The sequence below is a fragment of the Pseudarthrobacter sp. S9 genome (assembly GCF_050156545.1).
Classification (GTDB): Bacteria; Actinomycetota; Actinomycetes; order Actinomycetales; family Micrococcaceae; genus Arthrobacter.
This window is the reverse complement of record NZ_CP189576.1, coordinates 4,335,555-4,350,293: the sequence shown is the minus strand read 5'-3', so window position 1 is coordinate 4,350,293 and position 14,739 is coordinate 4,335,555. Positions and strand designations below refer to the sequence as shown.

Here is a 14,739-nt window from a genome sequence, read left to right as displayed (position 1 = left end):
CCATGGCACTGACAGCATCAGTCAAGGAAGAACTTTCCCGTCTGGATATCAAGAAGTCCTCGGTCCGCAAGGCTGAAGTATCGGCAATGCTCCGCTTCGCCGGCGGGCTGCACATCATATCGGGCCGGATCGTGATCGAGGCCGAAGTCGACCTCGCCTCGACCGCGCGGCGGCTGCGTGCCGCCATCGCCGAGGTCTACGGGCACCAGAGCGAGATCATCGTCGTCTCCGGCGGCGGCCTGCGCCGCGGAAGCCGCTACGTGGTGCGCGTGGTCCGCGACGGCGAGGCCCTCGCCCGCCAGACCGGGCTCCTGGACGCCCGCGGGCGTCCCGTCCGGGGCCTGCCCTCGGTGGTGGTCAACGGATCCGCCGCCGACGCCGAGGCCGTCTGGCGCGGCGCATTCCTCGTGCACGGTTCGCTCACCGAGCCCGGGCGCTCGTCCGCCATGGAAGTCACCTGCCCCGGCCCCGAATCTGCCCTCGCCCTGGTCGGCGCCGCCCGCCGCCTCGGCATCCAGGCCAAGGCCCGCGAGGTCAGGGGAGTGGACCGGGTGGTGATCCGCGACGGCGACACCATCGCCGCGCTGCTGACCCGGATGGGCGCCCACGACGCGCTCATGGTCTGGGAGGAACGCCGCATGCGCAAGGAAGTACGCGCCACGGCCAACCGCCTGGCGAACTTCGACGACGCCAACCTGCGCCGCTCCGCCCAGGCCGCCGTCGCCGCCGGCGCCCGCGTGGACCGAGCCCTGGAGATCCTCGGCGATGACGTCCCGGACCACCTCAAGTACGCCGGCGAGCTGCGCGTGGCGCACAAGCAGGCGAGCCTGGACGAGCTCGGCCGCCTCGCCGATCCGGTGATGACCAAGGACGCCATCGCCGGCCGGATCCGCCGGCTCCTGGCCATGGCCGACAAACGGGCCCAGGACCTCGGCATCCCGGGCACGGAGGCGAATGTGACGCCGGAAATGCTGGACGACTGACCGGCCCCTACAATCAATCCAGTCGGTGGATTCCGCCCTCAGGATTCCGCCGCAGAAACTTCCGGGTGCCAAGCCATCCGGATGCACAATCCGAGAGTTACCGAACCGGACATCCCGTCCACGACATTGGAGGATTTTGTGACCGAGTACGTACTGCCCGAACTGAACTACGACTATGCAGCGCTGGAGCCCCACATTTCCGCGAGGATCATGGAGCTGCACCACAGCAAGCACCACGCCGCCTACGTGGCTGGGGCCAACAACGCCCTGGCCCAGCTGGCCGACGCCCGGGAGAAGGGCGACTTCGCCAACATCAACCGGCTTTCCAAGGACCTTGCCTTCCACACCGGCGGCCACATCAACCACTCCGTGTTCTGGAAAAACCTCTCCCCGGACGGCGGCGACAAGCCCGAGGGTGAGCTTGCGGCTGCCATCGACGACGCCTTCGGCTCCTTCGACGCCTTCCGCGCCCAGTTCAGTGCGGCAGCCCTCGCCCTGCAGGGCTCCGGCTGGGCCTTCCTGGCCTACGAGCCGATCGGCGGCAACCTGGTGATCGAGCAGCTCTACGACCAGCAGGGCAACGTCGCACTGGGCACCACCCCGCTGCTGATGCTGGACATGTGGGAGCACGCCTTCTACCTGGACTACGTCAACGTCAAGGCCGACTACGTCAAGGCGTTCTGGAACATCGTCAACTGGGCCGACGTCGCCAGGCGCTTCGACGGTGCCCGCAAAAACGCCACGGGCCTCATTACCCTCTAGGGTGACGTAGTGCACATCCGGCTGTAACAAAGCTCACAATTCACGCCGTCCGGCCCGAATCGTGGACGGTCCGCCCCCGCACTTGCGGGGGCGGACCCAGTTAAACGTAAGATAGGTCACGGAAGGCGGTTAGCCTTCAGCAATGTGGCTGGTCGCCCTCCGATCTGGTAATCATCTCTGCCCAATGGCGTGCGGGATCTGTTAGTTGGCTTGAACGCCTGACTCAACTAGTCGTGCTTGCACAAGCACCAAGGAGACTGAAACGTGACCACCCGTATTGGCATCAACGGCTTTGGCCGCATCGGCCGCAACTACTTCCGCGCAGCGCTGGCACAGCGTGCAGACCTGGAAATCGTCGCAGTCAACGACCTCACCAGCCCGGAGGCCCTGGCCCACCTGCTCAAGTACGACTCCGTCGGCGGACGCCTGACGGAAACCGTCGAGGTCAAGGACGGCAACATCGTCGTCGCCGGCCAGATCATCAAGGTCCTCGCCGAGCGCGACCCCGCCAAGCTCCCGTGGGGCGAGCTCGGCGTCGACATCGTCATCGAGTCCACGGGCTTCTTCACCAAGGCGGCCGACGCGCAGAAGCACATCGACGCCGGGGCCAAGAAGGTCCTGATCTCCGCACCCGCCTCCGACGAGGACATCACGATCGTGATGGGTGTCAACCACGAGCTCTACGACCCCGCCGCGCACCACATCATCTCCAACGCCTCCTGCACCACCAACTGCCTCGGCCCGCTGGCCAAGGCCATCAACGACTCCTTCGGCATCGAGCGTGGCCTCATGACCACGATCCACGCCTACACCGCCGACCAGAACCTGCAGGACGGCCCGCACCAGGACCTCCGCCGCGCCCGCGCCGCCGCCATCAACATGGTCCCCACCTCCACCGGCGCGGCCAAGGCGATCGGCCTGGTCCTCCCGGAGCTCAAGGGCAAGCTCGACGGCTACGCGATCCGCGTGCCCGTCCCCACCGGCTCCGCCACCGACCTCACCGTCACCGTGTCCCGCGAGACCACCGTCGCCGAAGTCAACGCGGCCCTCAAGGCGGCGTCGGAATCCGAGGAACTCAAGGGGCTCCTGACCTACACCGACGAACCGATCGTCTCCTCGGACATCGTCGGCGACCCGGCCTCCTCCATCTTCGATTCGGGCCTCACCAAGGTGATCGGCAACCAGGTCAAGGTTGTTGCCTGGTATGACAACGAATGGGGCTACTCCAACCGCCTGGTGGACCTCACGGAGCTTGTCGCAGCCAAGCTGGGCTAGGGTAAGACACATGACATTCCACACCCTCAACGAACTGATCGCTGATGGTGTCCGCGGGCGGTACGTTCTGGTCAGAAGTGACCTGAACGTGCCGCTCGACGGCTCTACAGTGACTGACGACGGCCGCATCAAGGCCTCCCTGCCAGTGCTGGCGAAGCTCACGGACGCCGGTGCCCGCGTGCTGGTCACAGCACACCTCGGCCGCCCCAAGGGCGCCCCCGAAGACAAGTACTCGCTCAAGCCCGCCGTCGCCCGGCTGGCCGAACTTGCCCCCGTCAAGGTCTCCCTCGCGGAAGACACCGTCGGCGAGTCGGCCAAGGCGCTTTCCGCCGCTCTTCAGGACGGCGAAGTCCTGGTCCTGGAAAACGTGCGCTTCGATGCCCGCGAGACTTCCAAGGACGACGCCGAGCGCGGCGCGTTCGCGGATGAGCTGGTGGCGCTCACAGGCGCCAACGGCGCCTTTGTCGATGACGCCTTCGGTGCCGTGCACCGCAAGCACGCCAGCGTCTACGACGTCGCCACCCGGCTGCCGTCCTACCAGGGCGACCTCGTGCGCACGGAGGTCGAGGTGCTGCGCAAGCTCACCACCGACACCCAGCGCCCCTACGCCGTCGTGCTCGGCGGCTCCAAGGTCTCGGACAAGCTTGCCGTGATCGACAACCTGATCGGCAAGGCGGACACGATCCTGGTGGGCGGCGGCATGCTGTTCACCTTCCTCGCGGCCGAGGGCCACAAGGTGGCCGGCAGCCTGCTGGAAGCAGACCAGATCCCGGTCGTCCAGGCCTATCTCAAGCGCGCGGCTGACGCCGGGACCGAATTCGTGGTGCCCACCGACGTCGTGGTGGCTGGCAAGTTCGCCGCCGACGCCGACCACGAGACGGTCCGTGCCGACGCCATCGAGTCCAGCAGCTTCGGCGCGCAGGGCATCGGACTTGACATCGGACCGGAATCGGCAGCAGCCTTCGCGGACCGGATCAAGGGCGCCAAGACGGTGTTCTGGAACGGACCCATGGGCGTCTTCGAGTTCGCGGCCTTCGCCGGCGGCACCCGGGCAATCGCCCAGGCGCTCACGGAGACGGAAGCGTTCACTGTCGTCGGCGGCGGCGACTCCGCCGCCGCGGTCCGGACCCTCGGCTTCGCCGATGACCAGTTCGGCCATATTTCCACCGGCGGCGGCGCGAGCCTCGAGTACCTTGAAGGCAAGGAACTCCCCGGCCTGAGCGTACTGGACCGCTGAGTCTGCAGCCGGCAGGCGCCCCGCACTAAGAAGCGGGCGCCCTGCCGGCTGTCTGCATGGCGGGCAGTTCCTCCCCTGTCTTTTCCTGAACCTGTCTTTTCCTGAACCAGCTTTTCTGACCGGCACCTTTTGGAGACCACGTGACAACGTCAACCAACGGCACATTCGACCGCACGCCCTTCATCGCAGGCAACTGGAAGATGAACATGGACCACGTCCAGGGCATCACCCTCCTGCAGAAGCTGGCGTGGACCCTGTCCGACGCCAAGCACGACTACGGCCGGGTGGAGGTTGCAGTCTTCCCCCCGTTCACGGATCTCCGCGGCGTCCAGACCCTCGTCCAGGGCGATGAGCTGAAGGTCGTCTACGGCGGCCAGGACCTCTCCCAGTTCGACTCCGGCGCCTACACCGGCGACATCTCCGGGCAGTTTCTGGCCAAGCTCGGCTGCACCTACGCCCTGGTCGGGCACAGCGAACGCCGCACCATCCACAACGAGTCCGACGAAGTGCTCAACGCCAAGGTCAAGGCCGCCTTCCGGCACGGCATCACGCCCGTGCTCTGTGTCGGCGAAGGCCTCGAAATCCGCCAGGCCGGAACGCACGTGGACCACACCCTCGCGCAGCTGCGCGACGGCGTCGAAGGCCTCACCGCCGAGCAGGCCGCCGAACTCGTCGTCGCGTACGAGCCCGTCTGGGCCATCGGAACCGGCGAGGTCGCCGGTCCCGAGGACGCCCAGGAAATGTGCGCGGCCATCCGCGCCGAGCTGTCCACCCTCTTCGGTGCCGACGTCGCAGCCAAGACCCGCCTCCTCTATGGCGGTTCGGTCAAGGCGAACAACGCGGCCTCGATCCTGAAGGAGCGCGACGTCGACGGCTTGCTGGTCGGCGGTGCCAGCCTGGATGCTGCCGAGTTTGCTAATATTGTGAGGTTCGAGAGTCACCTGCTGACGGACTAGTCCGGACACAGGCTTGGCCCCCGCAATCCAATTCTTCTGAAAGGCCGTCGTGGACGTTCTTCATGTCATTCTGCAGGTCCTCCTGGGCATCACCAGCCTCCTGCTGACTTTGCTCATCCTGCTCCATAAGGGACGTGGAGGGGGCTTGTCCGACATGTTCGGCGGCGGCATGAGTTCGGGCCTCAGTTCCTCGGGCGTTGCCGAGCGGAACCTCAACCGGTTCACGGTCATCCTGGGCGTCACCTGGGCCGTCGTGATCATCGCACTTGGCCTGCTCATGCGGTTCAGCACCGGAGCGGATTCCTAGGCTTTCCGCACAACTTCATTCGTCCGCTGTGGCGACACTCCCGGCATCGGGAATTTACGAACTACACTGTGGCTGATGGCATGCAACATTCCACCAGCTAAGTAGCCAGGAGTTCCCGATGCTGCATTCTGCTTCCGGATTCAGGGGCATCCGTGTAGGTGCCACCGAGGGGGCTTCCCCCCGCCACGAGCCACTTGACGGGGCTGGCGTACGCCAGCCCCGCATCCGCGTCTCCTACCACTGCGCCAAGGGCCATGAAACGCCCCTGGTGTTCGCCCAGCTTCCCGAGGACCAGATCCCGGGCGTCTGGGACTGCCGGCGCTGCGGTGGAACGGCCACCCGCGACGAGGCGAAGTTCGCCCTCGAGGACACCCCGGCCGAAGGCTTCAAAACCCACCTCGAATACGTTAAAGAGCGGCGCTCCAGCCAGGACGCCGAAGACGTGCTGGCCGGAGCGCTGGAACGGCTACGCGCCGGAGGGGCCCTTCCGGACGAGCTGCTCCGGGACCCGTGAGGCCGCGTTCTCGTCGATCAGCCACAGCGTCTCGCGGCGGCCGCGCGGACCGGCCGCCGGAACCTGCACCGGGTTGGCGCCCGCGAGGGCAAGACCCACGGCGCCGGCCTTGTCCTGACCGGCCACCACCATCCACACCTCTGAGGCCGTGTTGATCGCCGGCAGCGTGAGGGAAACCCTCGCCGGCGGCGGCTTGGGCGAGTTGCGGACGCCCACCACGGTGAGTTCCTTTTCGCGGATGCCCGCCTGTTCGGGGAACAGGGACGCGACGTGCGCGTCCGGCCCGACGCCGAGCAGGACGATATCCAGGCGGGGGAGACTTGCCGGCTGTTCCGGGCGGTCATCCGACATGTCCGCGGCGTGCTCCGCGGCGGCCGCCTCGCTCAGCCGGCGCGCATAGTCCGCGGCTGCCTCTTCCGGGGTGTCGAAGTCATCCGAGGATCCCGGCACGTGGACCCGCGCCGGATCCACGGAGATGTGCGAGAGCAGAGCCTCGTGCGCCTGGCGGGCGTTGCGCTCGGCGTCGTCCGCCCCGACGAAGCGCTCGTCACCCCACCAGAAATTCACCTTGGACCAGTCGACGGCGGGTGCTGCCGGCGACTCCGCCACGGCCTGGAGCGAGCCGATCCCCATTGAGCCCCCGGTAAGCACCACAGTCGCCTCGCCGTGCCGGTCCTGGATATCCACGAGTTTGGTTATCAGCCGGGCCGCGATCGCAGCCATGAGGACGGTCGAGTCTGGATGGATGCTTACTCTGGGGTCAGCGCTCACTGGGACGGACACTCCTTAGGTTGGTACGTGGCAGTCCCATAGTAATCACTTCACCGAACACTTCGTCCGGATCCAGGCGGCGGAGTTCCTCGGCGAGGCAGTCCTTGAGGCTGCGGCGCGGGAGGGAGATCCGCTGCGCGGGCTGCCCGGGCTGGGTCAGCTCCGCGACGGTAAGGCCGGGCCGGAACAGCTGGATGTCACCGCCCGTCCTGCACAGACGCACCCGCCGGATGCCCGTGCCGGCGGGGTCCGCCACGATCGTGACAGGCACGTCCAGGGCCAGCGTAAGCCAGGCCGCGAGCAGCAGGGTGCTGGGCGAGTCTGAGGCCCCCTCGACGGCGACGGCCGTCACCGGGGAGTCATCGACCTGGTCCAGGACCGCGGCCAGCTGGATGCGCCAGTTCGTCAGCCGGGTCCAGGCGAGGTCGGTGTCGCCGGCCTTGTAGGTGCGGCGGATGTTGTCCAGGGCCGTCTGGGGATCGGCTTCGTTGGCCGAGTCCGTGATCCGGCGGTGCGCGATCCGCCCGATCGACGTCTCGCACGCGTTCTTCGGGGCGCCGTGCGGCCACCACGCCACGATCGGCGCGTCCGGCAGCAGCAGGGCCGCGACCAGTGACTCGCTTTCCTCCGCGAGTTCGCCATAGCCGCGGAGCAGGATCACCTCGGAGGCTCCTGCGTCGCCGCCGACCCGGATCTGCGCATCGAGGCGCGTCGGCGCCGAGGCCCCGGCGTCGGCGAGCACGATGATCCGGCACGGATGCTCGCGGCTGGCCTCGTTGGCGGCCTCGATGGCCTCCTCCTCGAGCCCGGACCGGGTGACGACCACCAGGGTCAGCACCCGGCCCAGCGCGATCACGCCGCCCTGCTCGCGCAGGGCCATGATCTTCTTGGAAACGTTGGAGGTTGTTGTGTCAGGAAGATCTACGATCATGGCCTTCTCCAGGTTCGTCCGTCGCGGGCAAGCAACTCGTCGGCCGAGGCCGGGCCCCAGCTGCCGGGCGCGTAGGGCTCGGGCTGCTCGTCGAGGCCGGCCCAGTAGTCCTCGAACGGATCAAGGATCTTCCAGGACAGCTCGACTTCCGCATGGCGGGGGAACAGCGGCGGTTCGCCCAGCAGCACGTCGAGGATGAGCCGCTCGTAGGCTTCGGGGCTGGATTCCGTGAACGAGTGGCCGTAGCCGAAGTCCATGGTGACGTCGCGGACTTCCATCTGCGTCCCGGGGACCTTGGAACCGAAGCGGATGGTGGCGCCCTCGTCGGGCTGGACCCGGATGACGACGGCGTTCTGGCCGAAGTCGTCCTCGCCGTGGTCCGTGAAGAGCAGGTTGGGCGCGCGCTTGAGCACGACGGCGATCTCGGTCACCCGGCGGCCGAGCCTCTTGCCGGCCCGCAGGTAGAACGGCACACCGCTCCAGCGGCGTGTGTTGATGTCCACCCGGATCGCGGCGAAGGTCTCGGTCTTGGAGTCGGCCGGAATGCCCTCCTCATCCAGGTACCCGAGGACCTGCTCGCCGCCCTGCCAGCCGCCCGTGAACTGCCCGCGGGCGGAGTGGGCGGAGAGGTCCTGGGGGAGCCGGACGGCGGCCAGGACCTTTTCCTTCTCGGCCCGCAGGTCATCGGCGTTGAAGGAGATTGGCTCCTCCATGGCGGTCAGCGCCAGCAGCTGCAGCAGGTGGTTCTGGATGACGTCGCGGGCCGCGCCCACGCCGTCGTAGTAGCCTGCGCGGCCGCCGGTGCCGATGTCCTCCGCCATGGTGATCTGGACGTGGTCAACGTAGTTGGCGTTCCAGAGCGGCTCGAAGAGCTGGTTGGCGAAGCGCAGCGCCAGGATGTTCTGCACCGTCTCTTTGCCGAGGTAGTGGTCGATCCGGAAGACCGCGTCCTGCGGGAACACCGATTCGACGATGTCGTTGAGCTGGCGGGCCGATTCGAGGTCGTGTCCGAACGGCTTTTCAATGACCACCCGGCGCCACTTGTCACCCTCTGCCTGGGCCAGGCCGTGCTTGGACAGCTGACGGCAGACCAGCTCGAAGGCCTTCGGCGGGATGGACAGGTAGAACGCATGGTTACCCCGCGTCCCGCGCTGCTCATCCAGCTCGTCGATCGTCGCGGCGAGCCGCTCGAACGAGTCGTCGTCGTCGAACTCGCCCTGGACAAAACGGATGCCCTCGGAGAGCTGTTTCCACACCGTCTCATCGAAGGGGGTGCGGGCGTAGGCCTTGACCGATTCCTTCACCTCGGCGGCGAAGTCCTCGTTATCCCACTGCCGCCGCGCAAAGCCCACCAGGGCGAAGCTCGGCGGCAGGAGCCCGCGGTTGGCGAGGTCATAGACCGCGGGCATGAGCTTCTTGCGGGCGAGGTCGCCCGTCACCCCGAAGAGGACCAGCGACGACGGTCCGGCGATGCGGTTCAGGCGGCGGTCACGGGGATCCCGGAGCGGGTTGCGCCCCCGGCCGCCCGGGTTCCTGCCGCCGTTGTAAGTTTCTGGCATGGTTGCGTGGGTGCCTTAGCGTTCAGGGGAGTGGGCTGCCCGGCCGGCCAGCGCCGTGACGAGCTCCTGCAGCTGCAGGACGCCCGCGGCGCGGTCCGTGAGGTGCAGCCGGAGGACCGGGCGGCCGTGCTCGCTCAGGACCTGCGCGTCCCCGGCGGCCTGCGCCGTGATCAGCTCGCCGAAGGTGAACGGACGGTCCGGGATGGCAAGGTCGGTGGCGGAAGCGGCGGTCACCTGCAGGAACACGCCGATCGCGGGTCCGCCCTTGTGGAACTGGCCGGTGGAGTGCAGGAAGCGAGGGCCCCAGCCGAAAGTGACGGGGCGGCCGCTGACCGCCGCCAGCTCGTCCCGGACCCCCTCCAGCGGAGCGTACGCGAGGCGGTCGAAGTAGGCCTGGACGCTGAGGTAGCCGTCCTCGCCGAGTTCGGCGAGCAGCGCGCTCACGGCGTCGGCTGCGGTGGCCGCACCGCCAAGCCAGTCCCCGCCGCGGACCTCAATGGCGCCGTCGGTGAAGTTGGCGGGCGTCGGCTCCGGCTGCGCGTCCAGCAGTCCACGGGCAGCCACCTTGGCGGCTTCGACGTCGGGCTGGTCAAAGGGGTTGATGCCCAGCAGGCGGCCGGCCACGGCGGTGGCGAATTCCCACGCCATCATCTGGGTGGGAAGGCCTCCGGCGATCGCGACTTCGTTTTCGCCCAGTTCGACGTCCCGGTCATCCGCCGCGACGAGCCGGATGACCAGGACGTCGGCGGCACCAAGGGTGGCCTCCGGTGACGCCGGGCCTGCGACGACCGGCAGCACGCCGGTGCCCAGCTTGCCCGTGGATTCGGCGATGAGCTGTTCCGCCCAGTCCGCGAAGCCGACGATACCGGAACCGTCCTCGGCGATGACGATCTTGTTGCGCAGCGGGTTGGTGCCGCCCAGTGCGGTCCCGAGGGCGAGGCCGATGTTCTCCTCCGAGTCATCGTTCAGGACCTCGGCGGCTTCCTCGGCCTCATCCAGGAACGCCTGGATGTCCACGCCGGCCAGGCCGCACGGCACGAGGCCGAACGCGGTGAGCGCCGAATAGCGCCCGCCGACGTTCGGATCCGCGTTGAAGACGGCCCGGTAGCCGGCCTCGCGGGAGGCCTTGTCCAGCGGCGAGCCCGGATCGGTGACGATGATAATACGGCTCCTGGCATCGACGCCGGCCTCGGTGAAGGCGTGTTCGAATATCCGCCGCTGCGAGTCCGTCTCCAGGGTGGAGCCGGACTTGGAGGACACCACGATGGCGGTTTCGGCCAGGCGGTCCGCCAGTGCGGCGGCAACCTGTTCCGGGTCGGTGCTGTCCAGCACTGTCAGCTCGACGCCTGCGGTCCCGGCAATGACCTCCGGGGCCAGAGAGGAGCCGCCCATGCCGCACAGGACGATCCGGCTGACGCCCTCGTTCCGGAGGGCGTCACGGAGTGCCAGGATATCCGCCACGAGCGGCTGGGAGACGGTGGCCGCCTCCACCCAGCCGAGCCGGACGGTGGACTCGGACTCGGCGTCGGGACCCCACAGGGTCGCGTCCTTGGCGAAGATCCGGGTGGCGACCTTGTCCGCCAGGAGCGCGGGGAGGTGCTGTTCGTGGGCCTGGCGGGCGGCGCCCGTGGCGTCGTAGCTGAGAGTGGTCATGTGGGCTAGGCGTCCTTCCGTGCAGCGGCGAGGGCGGCCTCGACGTCGCCCAGCAGTTCCTTCCAGCTGGCCACGAACTTGTCGAGGCCTTCGGACTCGAGCACCGCGACAACGTCGTTGTAGGAGATGCCGAGGGCATCGAGCGCGTTGAGCGTGGCGTTGGCGTCGTTGTAGCCGCGGGAGATGGTGTTGCCCGTGACGGTGCCGTGGTCGAACGTCGCCTCGAGGGTCTTCTCCGGCATCGTGTTCACGACGCCAGGGGCGACCAGTTCGGTGACGTACATGGTGTCCGGGTAGGCCGGATCCTTGACACCGGTGGAGGCCCACAGCGGGCGCTGGGGAAGCGCGCCGGCGTCGGCCAGGAGGGCCCAGCGTTCGGTGGAGAAGAGCTCTTCGTAGACCTGGTAGGCCAGCCGGGCGTTGGCCACGCCGGCCTTGCCCTTCAGCGCGCGGGCCTCGTCGGTGCCGATCGAGTCGAGGCGCTTGTCGATTTCCGTGTCCACGCGGGAGACGAAGAAGGACGCGACCGAATGGATCTTGGACAGGTCGTGGCCATTTTCCTTGGCCTGCTCCAGTCCGCCCTGGAAAGCGTTGATGACGGCGCGGTAGCGCTCGAGGGAGAAGATCAGCGTCACGTTCACGCTGATGCCGGCCGCCAGGGTGGCGGTGATGGCTTCCAGGCCTTCGAGGGTGGCGGGGATCTTGATGAAGACGTTGTCCTTGTTGACCTGGCCGTAGAGCTCCTTGGCCTCGGTGATCGTGCCTGCGGTGTCCCAGGCGAGGCGGGGGTCCACCTCGATGGAAACGCGGCCGTCGACGCCCTTGCTGGCAGCGGCCACGGGGGCGAAGAGATCGCAGGCATCGGCGACGTCGGTAGTGGTGATCGCGAAGACGGTCTCCTCTACGCCTGCACCAGCTGCCGCCATTTCCTTGATCTTGGCGTCGTAGTCATGGCCGGTGGTGATGGCAGTGTGGAAGATGCTCGGGTTCGTAGTGACACCCACGACGTTCTTCTCTTCGATGAGCTTGCGCAGGCTGCCGGTGGCCAGGCGTCCGCGGGACAGGTCATCGAGCCAGATGGAGACGCCGGCGTCGGACAGCTGTTGGGTGGGGGTGGTGGTCATGTCATAACTCCTGGAAATCTGGGTCCTTGAAACAGGGGATGTGGGTCAGGCCGTGAGGCCGGCGAGTGACTCTTTGGCTGCGGCGGCGACCGCTTCGGCGGTGATGCCGAATTCCTGGAAGAGCCTCTTGTAGTCCGCCGAGGCGCCGAAGTGCTCGAGCGAGACGGAGCGGCCGGCGTCGCCGACGAATTCCTTCCAGCCCAGGGCCAGGCCGGCCTCGACCGAGACACGGGCCTTGACGGCGGCGGGAAGGACGGCGTCGCGGTAGGACGGGTCCTGCTTGTTGAACCATTCCACGCATGGCATGGACACCACGCGGGTGGGGATGCCCTCGGCCTGCAGCGCCTCGCGGGCGTGGACGGCGAGCTGGACCTCGGAGCCGGTGCCGATCAGGATGACCTCGGCCGGAACGGTCCTGCCGTCCCTGGAGGCTTCGGCCAGGACGTAGCCGCCCTTGGCGACCCCGGCGGTGGAGGCAAAGGTGTCGGCCTCGGCGTCGCCTTCGCCGCGGGCGTAGGTGGGGATGTTCTGCCGGGTCAGGACGATCCCGGCCGGGTTCGCGTGGTTTTCCAGCATGGTCGTCCAGGCGGCCGCGACCTCGTTGGCGTCGCCCGGGCGGACGACGTCCAGGCCCGGGATGGCGCGCAGCGAGGCGAGCTGCTCGACCGGCTGGTGGGTGGGGCCGTCCTCGCCGAGGCCGATGGAGTCGTGCGTCCACACGTACAGGGACGGCACACCCATCAGGGCGCCGAGCCGGATCGCGGGGCGCTGGTAGTCGCTGAAGATCAGGAAGGTGCCGGAGAACGCGCGGGTCGCCCCGTGCAGGGAGATGCCGTTCACGATCGAGGCCGCGGCGTGCTCGCGGATGCCGAAGTGCAGGACCCGGCCGTAGGGGTTGCCCTTCCAGGCCTCCGTCTGGCGGGACGCCGGGATGAACGACGGCGAGCCCTCGATCGTGGTGTTGTTGGACTCGGCGAGGTCGGCCGAGCCACCCCACAGCTCCGGCATGACCGGGCCGATCGCGTTCAGGACCTTGCCGGAGGCGGCGCGGGTGGAGACCTCCTTGCCGGCGGGGAAGGCCGGCAGGGCGGCGTCGAACCCGGACGGCAGCTTGCGGGCCTCGACGCGTTCCAGCAGGGCCGCGCCTTCGGTGTTGGACGCCTGCCAGGCCTCGAAGGTCCCCTGCCAGTCGCGGCGGACGGCCGCGCCGCGGGCGGCGGCCTCCCGGGTGTGGGCCAGGACGTCCTCGTCGACCTGGAAGGACCGTTCCGGGTCGAAGCCCAGGATCTCCTTGAGCACGGCGACTTCCTCGGCGCCCAAGGCCGAGCCGTGGATCTTGCCGGTGTTCTGCTTCTTCGGCGCCGGGTAGCCGATGATGGTCCGCAGCGAAATGATGGACGGCCTGGACGTTTCGGCCTTCGCGGCGAGCAGGGCGGCGTGGAGCTCCCGGACGTCCTCGACGTATTCGCCCGTCCGGGTCCAGTCCACGCGCTGGGTGTGCCAGCCGTAGGCCTCGTAGCGCTTCAGGACATCCTCGGTGAACGCGACGTCGGTGTCGTCCTCGATGGAGATGTGGTTCTCGTCGTAGATCACCACGAGGTTGCCGAGCTCCTGGTGGCCGGCGAGCGAGGACGCCTCGGAGGTCACGCCCTCCTGCAGGTCGCCGTCGGAGGCGATGACCCACACGGTGTGGTCGAACGGGCTGGTGCCCGGGGCGGCGTCGGCGTCGAACAGGCCGCGCTGGCGGCGCTGGGAGTACGCGAACCCGACCGCGGAGGCCAGGCCCTGGCCCAGCGGCCCGGTGGTGATCTCCACCCCGGCGGTGTGCTTGTACTCCGGGTGGCCCGGGGTCAGTGATCCCCAGGTCCGCAGCGCCTCCAGGTCCTTCAGCTCCAGGCCGTAGCCGGAGAGGAAGAGCTGGATGTACAGCGTCAGCGAGGTGTGGCCCGGGGAGAGGACGAACCGGTCCCGGCCCAGCCAGTCCGGATTCGCCGGATCGTGCCGCATCAGCTTCTGGAAAAGGAGGTACGCGGCCGGGGCCAGGCTCATCGCGGTGCCCGGGTGGCCGTTACCGACCTTCTCCACCGCATCCGCGGCCAGCACGCGGACAGTGTCCACTGCACGCTGGTCCAAGCTGGTCCATGACAGTTCTTGCTCTTCCAAATGTGGCACGAAAACCGGGCCCCTCTCTGTGCTGACGGCCGGTGGTACGGTCAGTCCGGTCCCGGGCACAGTTCGGTGCCCGCTGCGGTTCGTACCAGCCGTTCACCATCGAAACGTTTATCTATCGTTCAGTCGCATCTGCAAATGCACTTGTGCGGATACAGAGTCGCCTATTCCGGCAATCTCCCGTGTGCGCTGATCTGCAGACAGCTTAGCCCTATTCCACTGGGTGGGCAGCGTGTATCTCACTAAATGGACCGCATTTCGGCTTATATGAATCACCGCCGGCCGCCGCGGCGGTGAGCCCGCGTTAACCTGCTGGAATCACGCCGGCAGTCCAACGGCAGTCCAACGGGATCTCGCGAGCCCGGCGAGCCCGGCGCCTGCGGCATCACGGTATGATGGGTGGTGGCTTCCAACGGGGGCGAGGACACGCGCGTGCGCTGAGCGCGCACCCGTTCCATTGCAAAGCGCGTTGCGAAATCCCAGCCGGACTGAACAGCC

The 14,739-nt window shown here is 67.9% G+C and carries 13 protein-coding genes; 7 read left to right on the top strand and 6 right to left on the bottom strand.

Features of this window, described 5'->3' with window-relative positions; genetic code table 11:
• Window positions 1-2 precede the first annotated feature (2 nt).
• From whiA to ACQCSY_RS20940, 7 genes are all read left to right on the top strand, one after another.
• Window positions 3-983 (top strand): DNA-binding protein WhiA, encoded by a 981-nt coding sequence (gene whiA, locus ACQCSY_RS20970; RefSeq protein WP_018772999.1) that lies wholly within the window; start codon window positions 3-5, stop codon window positions 981-983.
• Window positions 984-1,121: 138 nt separating this feature from the next.
• Window positions 1,122-1,745 (top strand): superoxide dismutase, encoded by a 624-nt coding sequence (locus ACQCSY_RS20965; protein ID WP_427131845.1) that lies wholly within the window; start codon window positions 1,122-1,124, stop codon window positions 1,743-1,745.
• A 264-nt stretch (window positions 1,746-2,009) separates the two neighbouring features.
• Entirely contained in the window at window positions 2,010-3,020 is a 1,011-nt protein-coding gene (gap, locus tag ACQCSY_RS20960) for a type I glyceraldehyde-3-phosphate dehydrogenase (protein WP_427131843.1), read from the top strand.
• 10 nt (window positions 3,021-3,030) lie between these two features.
• Window positions 3,031-4,257 (top strand): phosphoglycerate kinase, encoded by a 1,227-nt coding sequence (locus ACQCSY_RS20955; RefSeq protein WP_427131841.1) that lies wholly within the window; start codon window positions 3,031-3,033, stop codon window positions 4,255-4,257.
• A 140-nt stretch (window positions 4,258-4,397) separates the two neighbouring features.
• The gene (gene tpiA / locus ACQCSY_RS20950) at window positions 4,398-5,213 is read left to right on the top strand and encodes a triose-phosphate isomerase (protein ID WP_427131839.1); all 816 of its coding nucleotides are present in this window, start codon (window positions 4,398-4,400) and stop codon (window positions 5,211-5,213) included.
• 49 nt (window positions 5,214-5,262) lie between these two features.
• Entirely contained in the window at window positions 5,263-5,520 is a 258-nt protein-coding gene (gene secG, locus ACQCSY_RS20945; RefSeq protein WP_427131837.1) for a preprotein translocase subunit SecG, read from the top strand.
• A gap of 118 nt (window positions 5,521-5,638) precedes the next feature.
• Window positions 5,639-6,034 carry an RNA polymerase-binding protein RbpA gene (locus tag ACQCSY_RS20940; RefSeq protein WP_427131835.1) on the top strand — a complete coding sequence of 132 codons (396 nt, stop codon included), beginning with the start codon at window positions 5,639-5,641 and terminating at the stop codon, window positions 6,032-6,034.
• On the opposite strand, the gene pgl is transcribed toward ACQCSY_RS20940, so the two are convergent.
• From pgl to tkt, 6 genes are read right to left on the bottom strand one after another with little or no spacing between them, the layout of a single operon-like run.
• A complete protein-coding gene (pgl, locus tag ACQCSY_RS20935; protein WP_427131833.1) occupies window positions 5,987-6,805 on the bottom strand; it encodes a 6-phosphogluconolactonase in 819 nt (272 codons plus the stop codon). The two genes, ACQCSY_RS20940 and pgl, sit on opposite strands and share 48 nt — an antisense overlap.
• Window positions 6,795-7,736, bottom strand: a complete 942-nt coding sequence (locus ACQCSY_RS20930; protein ID WP_427131831.1) for a glucose-6-phosphate dehydrogenase assembly protein OpcA — start codon at window positions 7,734-7,736, stop codon at window positions 6,795-6,797. The genes pgl and ACQCSY_RS20930 overlap by 11 nt, the downstream gene beginning before the upstream one ends.
• Window positions 7,733-9,295 (bottom strand): glucose-6-phosphate dehydrogenase, encoded by a 1,563-nt coding sequence (zwf, locus tag ACQCSY_RS20925; RefSeq protein ID WP_427131829.1) that lies wholly within the window; start codon window positions 9,293-9,295, stop codon window positions 7,733-7,735. Before zwf ends, ACQCSY_RS20930 begins: the two co-directional genes overlap by 4 nt.
• A 15-nt stretch (window positions 9,296-9,310) precedes the next feature.
• Entirely contained in the window at window positions 9,311-10,948 is a 1,638-nt protein-coding gene (locus ACQCSY_RS20920) for a glucose-6-phosphate isomerase (protein ID WP_427131827.1), read from the bottom strand.
• A gap of 5 nt (window positions 10,949-10,953) precedes the next feature.
• On the bottom strand, window positions 10,954-12,072 hold the full coding sequence (gene tal, locus ACQCSY_RS20915; protein WP_427131825.1) for a transaldolase: 1,119 nt from the start codon (window positions 12,070-12,072) through the stop codon (window positions 10,954-10,956).
• Window positions 12,073-12,117: 45 nt separating this feature from the next.
• Complete coding sequence (gene tkt / locus ACQCSY_RS20910) at window positions 12,118-14,235, bottom strand: transketolase (RefSeq protein WP_427135974.1); 2,118 nt, start codon at window positions 14,233-14,235, stop codon at window positions 12,118-12,120.
• Between the last annotated feature and the right edge of the window lie 504 nt (window positions 14,236-14,739).

Excerpts from the sequence above, each read along its gene's own strand:
- whiA (WP_018772999.1), top strand. The coding sequence starts at position 3 with ATGGCACTGACAGCATCAGTCAAGGAAGAACTTTCCCGTCTGGATATC.
- ACQCSY_RS20955 (WP_427131841.1), top strand. The coding sequence starts at position 3,031 with ATGACATTCCACACCCTCAACGAACTGATCGCTGATGGTGTCCGCGGG.
- ACQCSY_RS20940 (WP_427131835.1), top strand. The coding sequence starts at position 5,639 with ATGCTGCATTCTGCTTCCGGATTCAGGGGCATCCGTGTAGGTGCCACC.
- ACQCSY_RS20930 (WP_427131831.1), bottom strand. The coding sequence starts at position 7,736 with ATGATCGTAGATCTTCCTGACACAACAACCTCCAACGTTTCCAAGAAG.
- zwf (WP_427131829.1), bottom strand. The coding sequence starts at position 9,295 with ATGCCAGAAACTTACAACGGCGGCAGGAACCCGGGCGGCCGGGGGCGC.
- ACQCSY_RS20920 (WP_427131827.1), bottom strand. The coding sequence starts at position 10,948 with ATGACCACTCTCAGCTACGACGCCACGGGCGCCGCCCGCCAGGCCCAC.
- tal (WP_427131825.1), bottom strand. The coding sequence starts at position 12,072 with ATGACCACCACCCCCACCCAACAGCTGTCCGACGCCGGCGTCTCCATC.